The 17,427-nt window shown below is 69.1% G+C and carries 18 protein-coding genes and 2 pseudogenes; 8 read left to right on the forward strand and 12 right to left on the reverse strand.

Annotated elements, in window-relative coordinates:
* Positions 1-38: 38 nt before the first annotated feature.
* The 3 genes from SSQG_RS02975 to SSQG_RS02985 are packed head-to-tail and all read right to left on the reverse strand — an operon-like array spanning position 39 to position 3,558.
* The gene (locus SSQG_RS02975; RefSeq protein WP_039931830.1) at positions 39-1,121 is read right to left on the reverse strand and encodes a FecCD family ABC transporter permease; all 1,083 of its coding nucleotides are present in this window, start codon (positions 1,119-1,121) and stop codon (positions 39-41) included.
* Positions 1,118-2,176 carry a FecCD family ABC transporter permease gene (locus SSQG_RS02980; RefSeq protein WP_052310430.1) on the reverse strand — a complete coding sequence of 353 codons (1,059 nt, stop codon included), beginning with the start codon at positions 2,174-2,176 and terminating at the stop codon, positions 1,118-1,120. Before SSQG_RS02980 ends, SSQG_RS02975 begins: the two co-directional genes overlap by 4 nt.
* Before the next feature lie 29 nt (positions 2,177-2,205).
* Positions 2,206-3,558, reverse strand: a complete 1,353-nt coding sequence (locus SSQG_RS02985) for a lysine N(6)-hydroxylase/L-ornithine N(5)-oxygenase family protein (protein ID WP_003988205.1) — start codon at positions 3,556-3,558, stop codon at positions 2,206-2,208.
* A gap of 195 nt (positions 3,559-3,753) precedes the next feature.
* On the opposite strand from SSQG_RS02985, the gene SSQG_RS02990 reads away from it, so the two are divergent.
* Positions 3,754-4,701 (forward strand): methionyl-tRNA formyltransferase, encoded by a 948-nt coding sequence (locus tag SSQG_RS02990; protein WP_003988206.1) that lies wholly within the window; start codon positions 3,754-3,756, stop codon positions 4,699-4,701.
* Here SSQG_RS02990 and SSQG_RS02995 read toward each other — a convergent pair.
* Together SSQG_RS02995 and SSQG_RS03000 are read right to left on the reverse strand one after the other, a co-directional pair.
* Positions 4,685-5,083, reverse strand: a complete 399-nt coding sequence (locus tag SSQG_RS02995) for a transglycosylase family protein (protein WP_003988207.1) — start codon at positions 5,081-5,083, stop codon at positions 4,685-4,687. The genes SSQG_RS02990 and SSQG_RS02995 overlap by 17 nt on opposite strands.
* Positions 5,084-5,174: 91 nt before the next feature.
* Complete coding sequence (locus SSQG_RS03000) at positions 5,175-6,053, reverse strand: oxygenase MpaB family protein (RefSeq protein ID WP_003988208.1); 879 nt, start codon at positions 6,051-6,053, stop codon at positions 5,175-5,177.
* A 204-nt stretch (positions 6,054-6,257) separates the two neighbouring features.
* On the opposite strand from SSQG_RS03000, the gene SSQG_RS03005 reads away from it, so the two are divergent.
* The gene (locus SSQG_RS03005; RefSeq protein ID WP_003988209.1) at positions 6,258-6,680 is read left to right on the forward strand and encodes a DUF350 domain-containing protein; all 423 of its coding nucleotides are present in this window, start codon (positions 6,258-6,260) and stop codon (positions 6,678-6,680) included.
* 17 nt (positions 6,681-6,697) lie between these two features.
* On the opposite strand, the gene SSQG_RS03010 is transcribed toward SSQG_RS03005, so the two are convergent.
* Positions 6,698-7,243, reverse strand: a complete 546-nt coding sequence (locus tag SSQG_RS03010; protein ID WP_244299023.1) for a hypothetical protein — start codon at positions 7,241-7,243, stop codon at positions 6,698-6,700.
* Between the two features lie 387 nt (positions 7,244-7,630).
* On the opposite strand from SSQG_RS03010, the gene SSQG_RS41685 reads away from it, so the two are divergent.
* Positions 7,631-7,822, forward strand: coding sequence for a hypothetical protein (locus SSQG_RS41685; protein ID WP_039931834.1), 192 nt, complete (start codon positions 7,631-7,633; stop codon positions 7,820-7,822).
* Here the strand turns inward: SSQG_RS41685 and SSQG_RS43850 are convergent.
* On the reverse strand, positions 7,788-8,093 hold the full coding sequence (locus SSQG_RS43850) for a glycoside hydrolase family 97 C-terminal domain-containing protein (RefSeq protein ID WP_003988213.1): 306 nt from the start codon (positions 8,091-8,093) through the stop codon (positions 7,788-7,790). The two genes, SSQG_RS41685 and SSQG_RS43850, sit on opposite strands and share 35 nt — an antisense overlap.
* Positions 8,094-8,147: 54 nt before the next feature.
* On the opposite strand from SSQG_RS43850, the gene SSQG_RS03020 reads away from it, so the two are divergent.
* The gene (locus SSQG_RS03020) at positions 8,148-9,095 is read left to right on the forward strand and encodes a DUF6424 family protein (RefSeq protein WP_244299026.1); all 948 of its coding nucleotides are present in this window, start codon (positions 8,148-8,150) and stop codon (positions 9,093-9,095) included.
* A gap of 153 nt (positions 9,096-9,248) precedes the next feature.
* Here the strand turns inward: SSQG_RS03020 and SSQG_RS03025 are convergent, their stop codons facing one another.
* Entirely contained in the window at positions 9,249-9,665 is a 417-nt protein-coding gene (locus SSQG_RS03025; protein ID WP_039931836.1) for a YeeE/YedE thiosulfate transporter family protein, read from the reverse strand.
* Positions 9,665-10,321 (reverse strand): YeeE/YedE family protein, encoded by a 657-nt coding sequence (locus SSQG_RS03030; RefSeq protein ID WP_003988215.1) that lies wholly within the window; start codon positions 10,319-10,321, stop codon positions 9,665-9,667. Before SSQG_RS03030 ends, SSQG_RS03025 begins: the two co-directional genes overlap by 1 nt.
* Before the next feature lie 1,403 nt (positions 10,322-11,724).
* Between SSQG_RS03030 and SSQG_RS42425 the strand changes: the two are divergent.
* Positions 11,725-11,987: pseudogene (locus SSQG_RS42425) on the forward strand (hypothetical protein); the annotation flags it as partial.
* Between the two features lie 73 nt (positions 11,988-12,060).
* Here the strand turns inward: SSQG_RS42425 and SSQG_RS03035 are convergent.
* The 3 genes from SSQG_RS03035 to SSQG_RS03045 all read right to left on the reverse strand — a co-directional run bounded on the left by SSQG_RS03035 (position 12,061) and on the right by SSQG_RS03045 (position 14,863).
* Entirely contained in the window at positions 12,061-12,876 is an 816-nt protein-coding gene (locus SSQG_RS03035) for a phosphotransferase (protein WP_039934663.1), read from the reverse strand.
* Positions 12,877-13,070: 194 nt separating this feature from the next.
* On the reverse strand, positions 13,071-14,123 hold the full coding sequence (locus tag SSQG_RS03040; protein ID WP_003988218.1) for a threonine aldolase family protein: 1,053 nt from the start codon (positions 14,121-14,123) through the stop codon (positions 13,071-13,073).
* 41 nt (positions 14,124-14,164) lie between these two features.
* The gene (locus SSQG_RS03045; protein ID WP_039931838.1) at positions 14,165-14,863 is read right to left on the reverse strand and encodes a TetR/AcrR family transcriptional regulator; all 699 of its coding nucleotides are present in this window, start codon (positions 14,861-14,863) and stop codon (positions 14,165-14,167) included.
* A 263-nt stretch (positions 14,864-15,126) separates the two neighbouring features.
* Between SSQG_RS03045 and SSQG_RS03050 the strand changes: the two genes are divergently transcribed.
* From SSQG_RS03050 to SSQG_RS03055, 3 genes and pseudogenes are all read left to right on the forward strand, one after another.
* Positions 15,127-15,534 carry a RidA family protein gene (locus tag SSQG_RS03050; RefSeq protein WP_003988220.1) on the forward strand — a complete coding sequence of 136 codons (408 nt, stop codon included), beginning with the start codon at positions 15,127-15,129 and terminating at the stop codon, positions 15,532-15,534.
* Positions 15,535-15,586: 52 nt separating this feature from the next.
* Positions 15,587-15,742: pseudogene (locus SSQG_RS40560) on the forward strand (AraC family transcriptional regulator ligand-binding domain-containing protein); the annotation flags it as partial.
* Between the two features lie 213 nt (positions 15,743-15,955).
* Positions 15,956-17,389, forward strand: a complete 1,434-nt coding sequence (locus tag SSQG_RS03055; protein WP_039931839.1) for a glycoside hydrolase family 43 protein — start codon at positions 15,956-15,958, stop codon at positions 17,387-17,389.
* Positions 17,390-17,427: the final 38 nt, after the last annotated feature.

Below are 17,427 nucleotides of genomic sequence, written 5' to 3' on the forward strand. Positions count from 1 at the left end.
AAGTCCCCCTCCGTTCACGCTTCCTGACCTTTTACCGGCTATCTGAGGTTCGCCCGAACCAGCAGATACACGAGGAAGGGGCCGCCGATCGCTGCGGTGACCACACCGACCGGGAGGCTGATCGGCAGTGCCGTGCGCGCGACCAGATCCGCGCCGGTCAGCAGCAGGGCTCCCACCACCCCGGACGCCACCATCGGCGGCGTCGGGCACCTGGCCAGCCGCATGGCCACCTGCGGCGCCACCAAGGCGACGAACGGGACCGGCCCGGCCGCGCTCACCGCCACACCGGCCAGCAGCACCGCGCACAGCAACAGGACCGCACGCACCCGCGAATACCGGACGCCCAGACCCGCCGCGACGTCGTCCCCGAGGTGCATCGGCTTGAACTGGAAGGCGGCACACGCCACGACGACGAGGAGGACGACCGCGCCCCAGATCGCGACGCGGACCTCGCCCCAGGACCGGTCGTCCAGCGAACCGACCAGCCACGCCTGGGCCCGGGCCACGTCCCTGATGTCGGCCGTGGCCAGCAGCCAGGTCGTGATCGCCTCCATCACGGCGCTCACCGAGATGCCGATGAGGATGAGCCGGAAACCGTCGATCCCGCGCCGCCACGCCAGGAAGTACACCAGCAGCCCCGTGCCCAGTCCGCCCGCGAGCGCCGCCGCGGACAGGCCGACGGAGTCGATGACCGCCGAGGCGGCCCCGCCCGACACCGTCACCAGGAACACGGCGACCGCACCGGCGCCCCCGGTGATCCCCAGAATGTCCGGGCTGGCCAGCGGATTGCGTGCGACGGACTGTGTGATCGCTCCTGACACCCCCAGCGCGATCCCCACCACGAGCCCGGCCAGGGCGCGCGGCATCCGCAGGTCCATGATGACGAACTCGTCGACCCGCTCACCCCGGCCGAGCAGTGTGGCGATCACCTGGGGCAGTCCGATGGGGAAGTCACCGACGCCGATGGACAGGCAGAAGACCAGGAAGGCCACCGCCGCCAGCAGCAGGGTGACGAGCACGACCCAGGGGCGCCAGACGAAGGACACCCCTGCGAACCGCACGCCCGGCACCACCGATGCCTTCACATCCGCCCCGTTCGGCTGCACACCCGTTCCGTTCATGCGTTCTTGAACTTTCCGCGCCACACCAGCCCCGCGAAGAACGGGGCACCGAGGAGAGCGACGAGGACACCCGCGTCCAACTCGCCCGGCCGCACCACCAGCCGGCCCACGAGGTCGCAGACCAGCAGGACGACGGCGCCGAGCAGACCGGCGTAGGGCACCAGCCAGCGATAGTCCGGCCCTGTCAGATGGCGGGCCACGTGGGCGACCATGAGCCCGAGGAACGCGATGGGACCGCAGGCCGCCGTCGCCGCGCCCGCCAGCAACGTGATGGCGGTGATGCCGACGGTCCGGCTGAGCGCGATGTTGACCCCGAGACCCCGGGCCACATCGTCACCCAGGTTCAGCAGGTTGATGGCGGGCAGCGTGGTCAGCGCCAACACCAGCCCGGCCGCGATGAATCCGGTCACCGGCCAGATGACGTCGAAGCCGACGCCGGCCACCGAGCCCGCGTTCCAGAACCGCAGCGCGTTCAGGGACTCCTGGTCCGACAGCGCGACCGCCGTGGTCATCGCCGCGAGGAACACCGCGACCCCTTGCCCGGCCAGGGCGAGCGTCAGCGGGTTGCCGGCTCCCCGGCCGACGCTCGCGAGCCCGAACACGACGACGCCGGCCGCCGCGGCCCCCAGGAAGGCGAACCAGACGTACTGGAACGGGTCGGTGAGCCCGAACAGCGCGATCACCGACACCACGGCGAACGAGGCCCCGGTGTTCACCCCCAGCAGGCCCGTGTCGGCGATCGGGTTGCGCGTGTACCCCTGGATCAGCGCACCGCCGACCCCCAGGGCGATGCCCGCCACGATCGCGAGCACCGTCCGGGGCACCCGTACGGTCTGGACGATGAGCCTGATCTCGGTGTGCCGCTGGTCGGAGTCGGGCGCCGCGAAGAGCCCGTGCCACACCTCGGCGGGACTCAACGCGCGCGCACCGACGGCCAGCGAGACCGCTCCCGCGATCACGAGGACCACCACCAGCGTGCACAGACCCACGACCCGTCGCCGGCGGGCCGGTGTTGTTCCCCTGAGCGCGGGGCGCTCGACTGCGGTCGTGCTCATGTCGACGTACGTCATCCTCTGGCCGCGGACTAACGGGCGGCGCTGCCGGTCCCGTCGGCGACCGTCCGGGCCCCGGCGGCGGACCTCAGGCCCCGGTCGAGCAGCGAGTCGAGGATCTCGCCGACCCTGACGGCGGTGTTGGACAGCAGGGACGACGTGATGCCGTGGGTGTGCTCCGTGCCGCCCTGCAGATAGATGCCGCAGCGCAGGCGGGGGTCGGTCGCGACGCGGTAGTCGCGCTCGACGCGGACGCGGCCGGCGTCGTCGCGGAGGCAGTGGTCGGCGACCTCACCGAGGAGACCGAGCGGGTCGGCGGGGCTGTAGCCGGTGGCGAAGACCACGACGTCCGCGTCGAGCGGTGTCTCGTCGCCCGTGACGAGGGACGTCACGGTGGCACGGACCTTGGCCGGCGTCTCCTTGACGTCGGTGAGCCGTGACACGTTGAGGAAGCGAAGCCGCTCGGTGCCGAGGACCTGCTCCCGGTACATCTGCCGGTACAGGTCGTCGATCAGGTCGATGTCCACCACGGAGTAGTTCGTGTTGCCGTGGTAGTCCATGAGCCGGCGCTTGACGTTCTCGGGCGCCGCGAAGTACTCGTCGACCGCGCCGGGGTCGAAGATCCGGTTGGCGAAGCTGCTGTCGTCGGCGGGGCTGTAGCCGTAGCGGGAGAAGACGGCGCAGATCTCGGCCTCGGGGAAGCGGCGGTGCAGGTAGGCGACGTTCTCGGCGGCGCTCTGGCCCGCGCCCACGACGACGAACCGCGAGGGCGCGGTGCCCTCCAGCTCGTCGACCCTCGCCAGTAGCTCGGAGTTGTGCCAGACGCGGTCGCCGCGCTCCACGCCCTCCGGCATGAGGGGACGCAGTCCGGTGCCGATGACGAGGTTGCGGGCCCGGTGGACGATGAGCCCCTCCCCCGACCGGACCGTCACCTCCAGGTGCTCCACCGCTCCGTCCCGGACTGCCGGCGTGACGCCGACGACCTCGTGACCGTAGGAGACCATGTCCCCGACCTGGGCCGCGGCCCACTCGAAGTAGTCGTGGAACTCCACCCGCAGGGGGAAGAGGTTCTTGTGGTTGATGAAGTCGATCAGCCGTCCCTTGCTCTTCAGGTAGCAGAGGAAGCTGAACTCGCTGGCCGGGTTCCGGAGCGTCACCAGGTCCTTGAGGAAGGAGACCTGCATGGTCGCGTCGTCGATGAGCATGCCGCGGTGCCAGCCGAAGGAGGGCTGCTGCTCGAAGAAGCGGGCGGTGATCACCTCCTGGTCTCCGGCCTGTGCGTTGTGCTCGCCGATCGCGATCGCCATGGCCACATTGGACGGCCCGAAGCCGATGCCGATGAGGTCGTGTACCGGTGTTGCGTCACCAGGAAGAACCCGTGACATGTCTCTCCCATCGTGCGGGGCGGTCGCCTGTCAGGCGTGGGGAAAGTACGAGGAGCGGGCACGCCGACGGAGCGGCAAACCGAGAACTTAGGTGAGCCTAAGCTCTCAAGTGCGCGGCCACAAGGGCCTGTTGTGCACTTAGGCTAGCCTTGCTTTACTTGCCCCCGGTCCATCCCTGCCTCGAGGAGGAAGCCCATGCGGGTCGTCATGTTCGGCTACCAGACCTGGGGGCACCGCACCCTGCAAGCCCTACTGGACTCCGAACACGACGTGGTCCTCGTGGTGACACACCCCAAGAGCGAGCACGCGTACGAGAAGATCTGGAACGACTCCGTGGCCGACCTCGCGGAGGAGCACGGCGTTCCGGTGGTGATCCGCAACCGCCCGGACGACGACGAGTTGTTCCAGCGCCTCAAGGAGGCCGACCCGGACATCATCGTGGCGAACAACTGGCGCACCTGGATCCCGCCGCGCATCTTCGGCCTCCCGCGCCACGGCACCCTGAACGTGCACGACTCGCTGCTGCCGAAGTACGCCGGGTTCTCCCCGCTGATCTGGGCCTTGATCAACGGCGAGTCCGAAGTGGGCGTCACGGCGCACATGATGAACGACGAACTCGACGCCGGCGACATCGTCCGGCAGGAGGCGGTGCCGGTCGGGCCGGCGGACACCGCCACCGACCTCTTCCACAAGACCGTCGACCTCATCGCCCCGGTCACCATCGGCGCGCTCGCCCTCATCGCCGCGGGGCAGACGGAGTTCACCGAGCAGGACCGCTCACAGGCCAGCTTCTTCCACAAGCGGTCCCTCGAGGACAGCCGCATCGACTGGACCTGGCCGGCGGAGGACCTCCAGCGCCTGGTCCGCGCCCAGTCCGAGCCCTACCCCAGCGCCTACGCCTTCCACAAGGGCAAGCGACTCGAGGTCCTCGCCGCCGTGGTCTCCGAGGGCCGCTACGGCGGTACGCCCGGCCGCATCTTCTATCGCGAGGGCGACGGCGTGGTCGTCGTCGCGGGAGCCGACGCCCGCACCGGCCGCAACCACGGGCTGGCCATCACACGCGTACGGACGGAGGACGGCCGGGAGTTGGGCGCGACGGAGTACTTCACGTCCATGGGCGGTTATCTCACCAGTCATCCCTGAGCGCGTCGGCGCGCACTCGCGCGCAGGACCACGCGGACATGCCCTGCAGGGCGGCGAGGCGCCTGGCCACGGCGATCTGTTCCTTGCGGGTGGCCAGGTCGGCACGCGGGGCGTACTTCAGTCCACCGGCGGCGACCCAGCTGGACTGTTTGAACTGCAGTCCGCCGTAATGGCCGTTGCCGGTGTTCGCCTTCCAGTTGCCGCCGGACTCGCAGGCGGCGATGGCGTCCCAGTCGGTCCCGGACGGAGCAGGCGGCAGAGCCTCCGCCCTGGTGGCAACACCCAATATCGCGGCGGTCACCAGCAGCACGAGTGCCGGACTCAGCCTGTGGCGGCGACCGTCGCGCGTACTGATCGTTTCGGCGTTCTGTGACGAAATCATAGATAGACCGTTGCACCGCGTTGCGCCAGTGGCGATTTGAGAGCGAGGACTCCTACGCCAAAAGGCTGCACCGCCGAGGCGGCCAACGGCACTATGCCGCGTCACGCGACGGTTTCAGGGCCCAGCGGATCCCCGCGGTCACCGCCGTGCCGAGCGGGCGGACGCACGGGCCCTCCAGGGCGGGAAGCCGTGGCAGCCACAGCGCACGCGAGGCCCAGAGCGGCAGGAGGGAGACGGCGTTGGCGGCGATGACGCCGTACGGAAGACGGGCGAGGAGCGGAACGGGCGGATTCAGCAGCAGGAAACGGGCCGAGCTGCGCGCTTCGTCGGTGGCGCGCAGCTCACCACGGTAGGCGGCCAGGCGCGCGGTGAGTTCGGCGACGTCCGTCGGCGGGTCCGGGACGCCGAGCGCCGTGGCGACGCGCGCCATGTCGGCCACATAGGCGTCGCATTGCTCGTCGTCGAGGGGATGCGCGCCGTAGCGCTGATGGGCGCGCAGGAAGCTGTCGGTCTCGGCGACGTGCACCCAGCACAGCAGGTGCGGGTCCGCGGCCGAGTAGGCCTGGCCGTCTGCGGTCGTGCCGCGGACCGTCGCGTGGACGGCCCGCACCCGCTCGCAGGCCTCCTCGGCGTTCCGGGCGGGACCGTAGGTGGTGATGGCCAGGAAGGTACTGGTCCGCTGGAGCCGTCCCCACGGATCTCCACGGAAGCCCGAGTGTCCTGCCACGGCGGCCATGGCCAGTGGATGGAGCGACTGGAGCAACAGGGCCGACAGGCCGCCGATGAACATCGCGGCATCCCCGTGCACCCTCCTGACGGGCCGCTCGGGGCCGAACCAGCGCGGGCCGGGTGTGCCGTGGATCCGCGTGCGGTTCTCCGTGCCTTCCGGGCCCGCCACGCGGGAGAAGATCTCGTTGCCGAGCCAGTCACGCAGCGAGGGGCCGCCTTCCGGGACGAGTCTCCTGGACATCGCGCCCTCCTGACCTGGGCGACGGTGGGGTTCGGTCCGCCTATGACTACTTCTGCCCCGGTTCCCCTCATGGAGGCATTCCGACGCACATCGGTTGTCCCGGGCTGCCAGGGGGCTGGTCAGGGCGCCGAACAGGTGCGTTACATTTTGCTTCTCCTTGACCGCGATCATTCACGATCTCTCACGCTACGGAGCCGCGCACCCATGAGCGACATCGTCAACGGGCTCGGCAGGGCCACCGCTTACGGCGGGCTCGGTCTGGTCCTGCTGGTCCTCGGCATCGTCCTGGTCGACGTGCTGACGCCCGGAAAGCTCGGCCGGCAGATATGGGAGGAGCGCAACCGCAACGCCGCCATGGTGCTCAGCTCCGCGCTGCTCGGCATCGGTGGCATCGTGTTCACGTCCATCTGGACGACGTACGAGGACTTCGGCAAGGGGCTGGTCTCGACCGCGGCGTTCGGTCTGCTGGGTCTGGTGATGATGGCCGTGGCGTTCCTGGTGGTGGACCTGATCACGCCGGGGCGCCTGGGCGCGGCCCTGGTCGAGCCGGAGCCGCACCCGGCGGTCTGGGTGACGGCGTCCTGCAACCTCGCCGTGTCGGCCATCCTCTCGGCGTCCATCGCCTAGGCGTCCGGAGGGTCGCCTCACCCGGAGAGTTCGGCCCGCCACATCCGAGGCCACTCCCCCGACGGCGGCGGATCTCCCGCGATGCCGAGGTCACGCCGCGCGCTCTCGTAGAAGGCGTCACGTGCCGCACTCGCCAGCTGATGGGCCCTGGTCCACAGGCCGGCGTCCACTGGCCCCTCCCGCACGAGCAACTCGACGGTCCAGACCGCCTCGTGCCAGCGCCGCGCCGCCGCGATCGTCGCCGCGTCCCCGACGAGCAGGACGGACTCCCACTCCGTCGCACGGAGGGACTCGGCGTCGGCGAGGAGAGGCAGCCCTTCGGCCGGCGACAGCGGATCGGCCACGTCCGCGAACCCCAGGGCGGCGCCGATGCGCTGGGCGACGCGCAGCTGCGCCTTGAGCGCGTTGGCATAACTGCCGTACGTCTCGAAGCGTTTCTCGTCCCACCGCTCCTCCCGCTGCCGCTTCCACCGTCGGCGCTCGGTCAGGCTCTGCACCGCGTACGAGCCGAGCGAACCGACCACGACGCCTATCAGAGCGGGCAGTTGGTCCAAGAGCACCACAGTCTCTCCCCCATCGGTCCCCTGGTGCCGCACGGGCACTCGCTCCGCGACCCACGACGGTGAACCCCTACCCGTCTTCGCCGCGCGGCACCTCTGCGATCAGCCTCAGAGCTCATGGCTGATCACGAGCCGGTAGTGCGCGAAGCACGCGACAACCCTTGCGCGATTCGCGCAGCCATGCGAGCGTTCCCCTGGCACCGCCGCCCATCACCCGACGGACGGGGCGGCCGAGGCGGCGGGCATCGCGGCCGGCATCCACGACGCTGACGGCGCGAGCGCGGCCCGCCGCCTCGCCGAGGGCTTCGCCTTCGCCTCGGTCGCGGCCGACGTGGTCCACCTGCAGCAGGTCGCCACGTCCCACCTCGACGTGGCGCGCGGAGCGAACTGATGCCGACCACGCTCATCACGACACCCACCTTCGCTTCCACCGTGAAGCTGCGGCCCCGTACGGTCGCCCCGCGCAGGGTGCCGTCGGTGGCGGAGGTGTCGGCGAACGGCCGTAGCGTGGTCGGGGCCTTGATGCCGAGTTCGCGCGGGTCGATGGTCAAGCGCCGGGCCTGGCCGGTGGGCGGGGTGTAGTCGGGGGCCGAGGTGTCGAGGCCGGCGGGCATGTCAGGGTCCGGCCGTTGACGCCGGCGATGTACCAGGTGCCGCCCTTGCGGCGGGCGACGACGACGTGGCTGCCGAAGTCGGCGGCCAGGAAGCGGGTCTCGTCCCAGGCGACCGGGACGGTGCTCAGCAGTTCGCGCCCCTCGGGGGCTGGCCGAGGTAGGCCTCCGGGGTGTCGGCGAAGCCGTTGAAGCCCTGACGCCGCCGGATGGTTCACCCGATCCGCTCGTTGCTCCTTCACCTTTTGCTCCGTCAACTTCTTCTGAGCTCGCCGTCCCGTCGTCCGAGGAGGACGATGGAAGCAGAGGCACTCGGCGCCCGCGGGCCCGCCGCGAGCCCGCGCGACCGGTGCGAGGAGGTCGTCATGGCCCGTATCGCTTCCGCCATCAAGTCACGGTTGCCCGACACTATCCGGCTCGCCGGAACCCACACGGGAAACCACCCCTGGAAAATCCAGCTGGTCGAACATCCCGGGCGCAAGGAGTCGTCGTTCTTCCGGGCCGCGAAGGCGACGGCGAAGAAGATCCTCGACGAAACGAGCGACGAGGACCTGCCCTACGGCCCCCGGCCCACCGGTTCCGAGCACTGGGAGATGCACCACGGCGGCAGCCTGTGGGTGAAGGGGCGGGACGGCTGGCGCATGTACCGCGCCAAGGCCGGCATCGAGTGGAGCATGCAGTTCTGCGCGGACCCGGAGAAGGTCGACCGGCTGCGCCTCCTCGCGGCCGAACTCGTGGACGCCTTTCCCCTCACCCTGCCCGCCCTCGAGGCACTGGGATACGAAGAGGCCCGCGAGCTGCTGCGCAGGCCGATCACGGACGCCGACGGAGTCGAGGCGTGGACCGACTCCCTCTTCAACTCGTGCGTGCCCCTGAACCACGGGGACCACCAGGGAGTCCTGCCCCGGACCCCTGGCGAACATCACTACCCCTGGCCGGTCAAGGGCGCGGACTACTTCCGCTACTCCGACTTCAAGCTGTGGGTGACCCTGCCCGACGGCACCCATGGCGCCGTGGCCCCGGTGGGCAGGCGGGGTTCGGGCGACGGCCGTGTCCGCCTGTTGCACGCCCCGGAGGACAGCAGGGCGGCGGGCACCCTGGCTCAGGCGCAGGAGCTGCGGGAGATAGCCGTGCTGCCGTCCGACAGCCCTGTCGCGCTGGAGGCGTTCGAGATGCAGACCGCCCAGGCGGACGGGACACAGCACAACGGAAGACCGCGACACGGCGGACGGCGGCACGCATAGGCAAGGAGCGCGACGATGGGGTAACGGAGACGAGGCCCGGCCTGCGGACGTGGGGATGAACTCACAGGCTGGATCGGCCAGAGCAGACCGACATGGTGGCTTGCTTGGACGCGGGTTGCTGCCTCTGCGGGGCGTGCGGACAGGCGTCCTTGGTCACAGGCCGCAGGAGCCGCGGTCGAGGTGGAAGTAGCGGGCGTTGGCCCAGCGGCACAGCCGGATGCCGACGATGACGCCAACGATGGTGACCAGGGCGGGCAGGTACCCGCTGGCGACCTGGACGATCGGGATTGCCGGGCAACCGCCTGAGATGGCCCAGCCCGTACCGAACAGCACCGCACCGGGGATCACGCCGGCGTGGATGCGCCCCGGCGTGCGGCGGACCCGCAGCAGAGCGAACGCGCACACGATGATCACAACGGCACCGGCAAACGAGAGAAGCATGCGCAGGTCTTGGAAGGTGAACATGCGGTTCAGTTCGGTGTAGTCGCCGAAGCCGATGTTGGAGACGGTATAACCGAGAGTCAGGCCGGTGATGACGTTTGCCAGCAGCATCGCGCCCCGAGTACGCATCAGATCACCTTCCACAACAGGAACGACACCGCGACGGCGGTGCCGAAGAATACGGCGGTCGCCACGAGGCTGACCGGGCGTAGACGGCCGCAGCCGTTGAGTCCGTGGCCGGAGCTGCACCCGCCGGCCAGCCGAGTGCCGAAGCCGACCAGCACGCCTCCGACGAACAGCAGGACGGTCATGATGGTCGGATTCGCGGTGACAACGTCCTGGAATCCCGGGCCCATGTCGAAGCGGAGGTCGAACCGCCCGGAGGTGACCGCGGCGATCAACCCGCCGAAGAAGATCGATACCAGCAGGGCAGCCTGGGTGACCAGGGGGGCTGGGCGCGGGCTTGTGACCGAGAGGTTCTCGCTCGCCGTCGGTTCGGCGTCGGTTTCGAGCCGTTGTGACATTCCCTGCGGAGCAGCCGGCGCGGTGGGCGCCGCGGGGCTGCTGGCGAAGTGCTCCGCTGTAGCTGCGGCAAGAGCGTCAGCGAGAGCACGCTCGTCGGTGAACTCCTCGTCCATCCGCTCCAGACGGCGCTCCCTGCGCCAGTGCAACACACGATCCCACGCGGAGGACACCCCGAAAGACCGGTCCGTGGTGAGGGCGTAGTTGATGGTGATCAGAGCGAGCCCGGCAGCGCCGGCCCACCAAGGCCAGTAGCCACTCATGCGGGGCCTCCCATCCATTCTGTGAATCGAGCCCACCAGCCGCGCTTCGGGCTGGGCCCACGCCCCGCGTGTCTGGATGGGGGGTCCGAAGGCTGTGGAAACGGTGGCGATGGTGACGGCCGGTAATGCGAGACCGGTGTCGTCGGAGACGCCGCCCCGAACCGAGCCGCGGTCTCAGGTGCCGCGGTCCCAGCATCTGACGGCTCTGCCGGCCAAGCCGGTACCGGCTGCGACCAGGACGTGTCCTCCGGCGGCCAGGGATTATGTTGCGGTGGAGGGGCCTGCTGGGGTCCTTGCTCCGGGGTAGCGGCGCCGTACCGGTCCTGGCCGGTGGCCGCGTCTTCAAGGTGTCGTGCGCGGGCTCCGTTGGGCAGCAGGCTGATCGGCACACGTTCGCCGGTGAGTGACACCTGGTAGCGCGCACAGCCGAGCCACTGATCCTCGCTGTCGCAGTAGTAGTCGCGCCAACCTTGCAAGCTCGCCCTGAGCAAGGGGAAAAGGGGGCATCCTGCGGCGTGTGAGCAACTCACGTTGCTCCCTTCTGACCGGCGCACACCACCCCGTTCCGTGAGGACGGTTGCCGTTCTCGGTCTCTTGCCCTCCCGCGCCCGGGTCGACGATCTCAAAAGGCGCGGTGATGGCCTGTCACGATGCGGAGTATTGCCTTCCTTTCTCGACCGGGCGAGATGGAACCATTGTTTTGATGTCCGGAGCAACTTCAGGGGATTCCGGCCGTGACCGCTTGCCGTCGCTGAGTGAGGCGCGCCGATCGATTTCGGTGCATTTCGCACCCTCGCGGTTGTCCTTCCTGGTAGCAGGGGGCAGTTGTTCATGGAGACAGTGCATGTATGGAGGTTGCTTGTGGTGAAAATGTGAATTCGGCCGTGACGAAACTGTTGATATTACTGGTCGTCAATAAGGGAGCTGATGAAGGAGAATCATGTGCCGACGTGCTGTCTGCCACTCATGCCGGAAGGTGACCTATGAGGGCTGCGGGAGACACGTGGAGCAAGTGCTCGCCGGCGTGCCAACACCTCAGCGGTGTACGTGTCAGTCGCCGGAGGGCAAGCCGACTCGAACGGAGCCGGATCCGGCTCTGCCGGGCGGGGCAGTGCGACACACAAACGTTCCTCGGAACATGGACGGTTCGCCGGACCGGTCGAAGGACGGCTGGTGGACCCGGATCATCGCGTGGATGAAAAGTCCAGCGTGAAGTAAGCAGGGGGGAGCGCTGCCCTCGCTGGACGGGTGGCGAGAATCGAACTCGCGCTCTCGGTGGACTTGCACGGCCTTCCCGGACATCCAAGATCAGGGCCTTCGGACCCGGAAGATGGAGGCCGCGGCGTCCGGTGAGCCGCCAACGGCCTGCCGGGCACTCGTCATCGCCAGAGCCGAGCCGCCGGGTCGGCCGTCCCCGCCGCAGGCCGGACTCGTTGTTGACCGACCGCGGCTACGGGCATGACGTCTACCGCGACCAGGTCCGCACTCGCGGCGCGACGGTGTCGAGGTGGCGAGCGCTCGCGCCGGCGACGTCGTCGGACGGCGGGCGATCGTGGCCCGCGATCGCACGCCGCGGCGCCCGGCACGCAACAGGCTGGGCACCTACGGCTGGGGCGTGGAGAGGAATTTTGCGTGGCTGCACGGCTGCCGACGCCTCCGGATCCGCCTCGCGGCCACCGTGAGGCGGTACAGATGGTGCTCGCCTGGCCGATCAGCCTGTTCTTCAACCTCTTAGCCAGTCATCCCAACAGGGCAGCCGTGAACATCTCGTGGTGAGCTACCAGCCACTGCTGGATGCGGTCCCAACGCTGCCAACCACCGTGCTCGGACAGCGCCTGGGTGTAGACGGGGTCACCGTCGGCCACTCGATCAGCGACGAAGGCCCGGCAGGATGCGGTGGCCTGCTCGATAACGCCGGGCAATTCACCGCGCTCCTGCGGGGAGAGACCGTAGCCGTCGGCGAGGATCCGCAGTCGTGCCGGGGCATCCAGCCCCGTGGGATAGAGAACTGCCGCGGACGTGGGATCAAGCATGGGAACCCAGTATCGGGCGGTCATGGCAACATCCCATACTGCTCGGCCGGGAGCCGCCAGGTCGAAGTCGATCAGGGCCGTGGCACGGCCGTCGCGGAAGACGACGTTTTCCGGGCACACATCGTTGTGGCACAGCATCGTTCCCCCCGCCGGGTCGGCCAGGGACCGGGGCCACTCAGCGCATGCGTCAACCGCGATGGCCGCACTGGCGTCGTGCAGGCGCCTCAACAGGCTTCCCACCGATCTCAACGCGGTCTCGGTCATCACCCAACGCGGAAACGGCGGTAGAGCGACGTCGCCCGGGATGAAGGTCAGCTGCTCGCGACCGTCTGCGGTAAGATGGATCGGCCTCGGAGCCGCGTCGAACCCCTGCCCTTTGAGCGCGAGGAGATGGGCATGGAGGGCGCGTGCGGTGCGAGGTGCCGGGCGTTCCACCAGAGCACCGTGGCGGAAGACCGCGCCCGCGTTCAGCATGCCGCCAACCAGGGCTTCGCTCTCTGCCGTCTCGCCCTCAGCCGTCATGTCGATCACGCTATCGTCAGGTCGGTCGTGTGTGGGACGGGTCGCGAAATGCGCTTCGAACCAGGTCGTTCACCTGGGCATTCGCCGGACGCTGAGTTCAAGTACGACGGCCTGGTCCTCGGCCTCTACGAGCTGCCCGTGACCTGGCCCCCCTCGAACGCACTCAGGCGAGGGCGCGCGTCCAGACCCCTTGGTCAGGTGGCGTGGCGGCCGACGGCCTGGGCGAGGTGGTCGACGTCCTCCTCCGTGGTGGCGAAGGAGGTCACGAAGCGGACGACGCCCGGCTCCCAGCGGTCGTGGTAGAAGACGTAGCCGTCGGCCAGGAGTCCCTCGATGACCCGCTGGGGCAGGCGGCAGAAGAGGATGTTGGCGTCGGCGGCGCCGAGCAGACCGACCTCGGGTATCGCCTTGAGGCCCTCCTGAAGGCGGGCGGCCATGGCGTTGGCGTGGCCGGCGTTGCGCAGCCACAGGTCGTCCGTGAGGTACGCGTCGAGCTGGGCGGCGTGAAAGCGCATCTTGGAGGCGAGCTGGCCGGCGCGCTTGGCACGGAAGGCCAGTTCGGCGGTGAGGGACCGGTCGAAGACGACGATCGCGTCGGCGGTCATCGTGCCGTTCTTCGTGGCGCCGAAGGACAGCAGGTCGACCCCGGCCCGCCAGGTCAGCTCAGCGGGTGTGCGGCCGAGCGCGGCGACGGCTCCGGCGAAGCGGGCGCCGTCCATGTGCAGGCGCAGACCCGCCTCCTTGGCGATGGGGCCGAGGGTGTGGATCTCGTCGCGGGTGTAGACGGCACCGGTCTCGGTGGCCTGGGTCAGGCTCACCACGGAAGGCTCCACGCTGTGCACGTCGCCGGCCTTGTGCCGCATGGCGGCCCGCAGCTCGTCGGGGTCGATCTTCGCATCGTCACCCCCGAGCGGGACGAGCTTGGCACCGGCGGTGTAGAACTCGGGCGCCCCGCACTCGTCGTTGTTGATGTGGCTGTCGCGGTGGCAGAGCACGCTTCCCCAGGGCGGGGTCAGGGCCGCCAGGCTCAGGGCGTTGGCCGCGGAGCCGGTGGAGACGAGCAGTACGTCGACGTCGCGTTCGAAGATCTCGCTCATGCGACGCCGGACGTCGGCGGTGATGCCGTCAGCGCCGTACGGCAGGGTCTGGCCGGCGGCCGCCCGGGTCACGGCGTCGATGATCTCCGGGGAGGCGCCGGCGGTGTTGTCACTGCTGAAAATGCGTGCCGTGTCAGTGGTGGTGCTCATGTTCGGGGTCCTTGCTGTGGGTCGGTTCGGCGTCGGGCGGATCAGGTTTCGCGGCGGGGATCCGGTCCTGCGGAGCCGGTTGCCGCCGTCGTCGGGTCCGCTGCCCTGGGGTCCGCTGCCCGGATGAGCTGGCGCAGGGCGCCGTAGTAGACCTCGTGGTCGGTCACGGCGGGCACGATCTCGCCCAGGTTCCCGGTCAGCGCCGGGAACTCCTCCGGGTCGAGTGCGGCCAGGGCGGTGCGGGTGGCTGCCTGTGCGGCCTTGGGATCGCGGTGGTCGACGAAGCCGGCACTGCCGAGGGTGAGCAGGTACATCCGCCGGTACGCGGTGATCGCCTCCTCGGGAGTCATTCCGGCGGTGAGGCTGCCGGCGAGCTGCGGCTCGACCAGGCGGGCCAGCAGATGAGGGCCGAGCCAGGGCCGCGTGCCGCGCAGGGCGAGGAGTCCCGGATGGGCCGCCAGCAGCCGGTAGAGCGCGGTGAACCGGGTCTCGGTGGCGGCGGCCCAGTCGGTGTCCGGCCCGACCTCGGGCAGTCGGGCGGCCAGATGGTCGATGCACAGGTCCAGCAGGCCGGCCAGGTCGGTGCACCGGCGCTGGAGCGAGGCGAGGGAGATCTCCAGTCGCGCCGCCAGCGCACGGAACGTCAACGCCTCAGGGCCGCCCTCGTCGATCAGGAGGAGGGCGGTTTCGGCGATGCGGTCCGGGGTCGCGCGGTCCAGTGAGGGTGAGTGCCGAGGCATACGGGTCATCGTACGATACGCCGTACCGCAAGCCCTCGGGGGTGCCCGTGGTTGGCCGCAGAAACCCGTACGCGCCAGGCCTGCGCCCTCGGGCGAACCTGTGAGCTGCCTGGTCACCATAAGGTGCTCCAGTCACCGAAAAGTGCGTTCTTCCACGTCAGCGGCCACTCTCCTACAGTTCCTGAGTAACCACGAGAGACACAGAGCGTCCTCGTCGGGGTGGACCCGAAACCACAGACGCTCAGGACGAGGAGACAAACAGCATGGCCATCACCTTTGTGAATCCCAGCGGGTTGCCCAAGATCGATGTCTACCGGCAGGTGTCGATCGCATCCGGGTCGAGGCTGGTTTTCATCGCCGGGCAGGTCGCATGGGACGCCGCTGGGACGACGATCGGCGAAGGCGACCTCGCCGCCCAGGTCGAGCAGAGCTATCTCAACGTCGGGACCGCCCTGACGGAGGTCGGCGGCACCTTCGACGACGTGGCGAAGCTGACCTTCTACGTCGTCGACTGGACCCCCGACAAGATGACGCCGCTCCTGGAAGGGATCTCCAGGGCAGCCGCGAAACTGGGGATCACCCCGGCCCCGCCGGCCACGCTGATAGGCGTTGCGGCACTGGACGTCCCCGACCACCTGGTCGAGATCGAAGCCACCGCGATTCTCGACTGAACAGACGGCCCCGACGCAGTCGCCGGGGACCGGCCGCAGCACGTCGGAGACCATCGCGCCGATGATGGGCTCGGCGGCGCCGCGGGGCTCCTACCGTCAGGGCAGTGCCGTCGACCGGCGTGCGCTGGAGCTCACCGGTGACGCTCACCTGGGCCTGCGGGTGGGTGCCGCGCAGCGACTGACCTCCTGGGGTCTCCTGGGGTTCGCCCCTCATGTCCGACCTGACGGCCCGGTCCGTCGGCCGTCGGCCGTCGGCCAGTGGCCAGTGGGTTGAGTGATTAAGGGGTTAACCACAAGCCGGTTGCCGGAAGTATTGACGCCTCTCGCTGCCCCCCTTAACGTCTGCCCGAACTTACGAACGGCGTTCGATAAGTCGAACATCTCGGAGTCGCAGTGCATTCGCAGAACGACAGGAGTTGCCATGTCCGCGCTTCGTGCTCGGCTGTCCGCGATAGTGATCGCCGCATGTCTTCTCTTCACAGGACAAGCCCTGACCACGCCGCAGCGGGCTGTCGCCGCCGACCCCGGCTACCTGATGGTGCACTTCACCGGGGACGGGTCGACCGGTCAGCAGATGTACCTCTCGCACAGCACGGACGGCCTGCACTGGAACGACCTCACCGGCGGCGGCATGGTCCTGCGCTCCACGGTCGGCACGCAGGGGGTGCGCGACCCCGCACTCGTGAGGTCCCCCGACGGAAGCAAGTACTGGATCATCGCGACCGACCTGTGTATCGGCTGCGGGCAGAACTGGGATCAGGCTGTGAACAACGCCAGCCGCAACCTGGTGGTGTGGGAGTCGAAGGACCTGGTCACCTGGTCCCAGCCGTGGCTGCTCAATGTCGCCGGCGCGATCCCCGACGGCCGCAACGCCTGGGCGCCGGAGGCGATCTGGGACCCGGCCACCAACGACTACGTCCTGTACTGGGCGACGAACGCGACGCTGAACGGCGTGCTGAAGCACCGCATCTACTACGCCCGCACCAGCGACTTCCGCACCATCACCACCCCGCAGCTCTACATCGACCGCCCCGGCACCCAGAACATCATCGACACCCAGATCATCGAGGTGCCCTCCGGAGTGGGTGACTTCCGCTACGTGCGGGCCTCCGGCGACGGCCAGATCACCCTCGAAGGCAGCAACTCGATCCTGGGGACGTGGACCAGGATCGGCGACCTCTCCGGCATCGGCCTGACCGGCTCCCAGGTCGAAGGACCGATGTGGATGAAGTTCAACGGCACCGACAAGTGGGGGCTTTACCTCGACCAGTACGCCGGCAACGGCGGTTACATGCCGGTCCTGACGACCGATCCGTCCAATCCCTCGGCCTACCAGAAGCAGGCGTCGGGGAGCTACGACATGGGCGGCACGAAGAAGCGCCACGGCTGGATCCTGAACCTGACGGCCGCCGAGGAGAGCCGTGTACTCGCCCGCTGGCCCAACACGGCGGTCAACCGCCTCCAGTCCTTCAACTTCCAGGACCGGTACGTACGGCACACCAACCTGGACGTGCGCATCGACCCGAACGTCAGCCCCGCCGACGACTCCCGGTTCCGGTTGAGGCCCGGCCTCGCGGGCTCCGGCACCGTCTCCTTCGAGTCGGTCAACTACCCGGGGTACTTCCTGCGGCACTCCGACTACGACTTCCAGTTGGTCCACAACGACGGCACCCCCCAGTTCGCCGCGGACGCCACCTTCCGCAAGGTCGCCGGGCTCGCCGACTCGAGCTGGTCGTCCTTCCAGTCGTACAACCACCCCGACCGGTACATCCGCCACTACGCGTACGTACTCCGCCTAGATCCGATCACCACCGCGACGGGACGCGGCGACGCCACCTTCCGTGTGACGAGCTGACCCGACGCGAAGACACTTCAGCGCAAACGGCTCACAGA

Source organism: Streptomyces viridochromogenes DSM 40736, assembly GCF_000158955.1.
GTDB classification, from domain to species: Bacteria; Actinomycetota; Actinomycetes; order Streptomycetales; family Streptomycetaceae; genus Streptomyces; species Streptomyces venetus.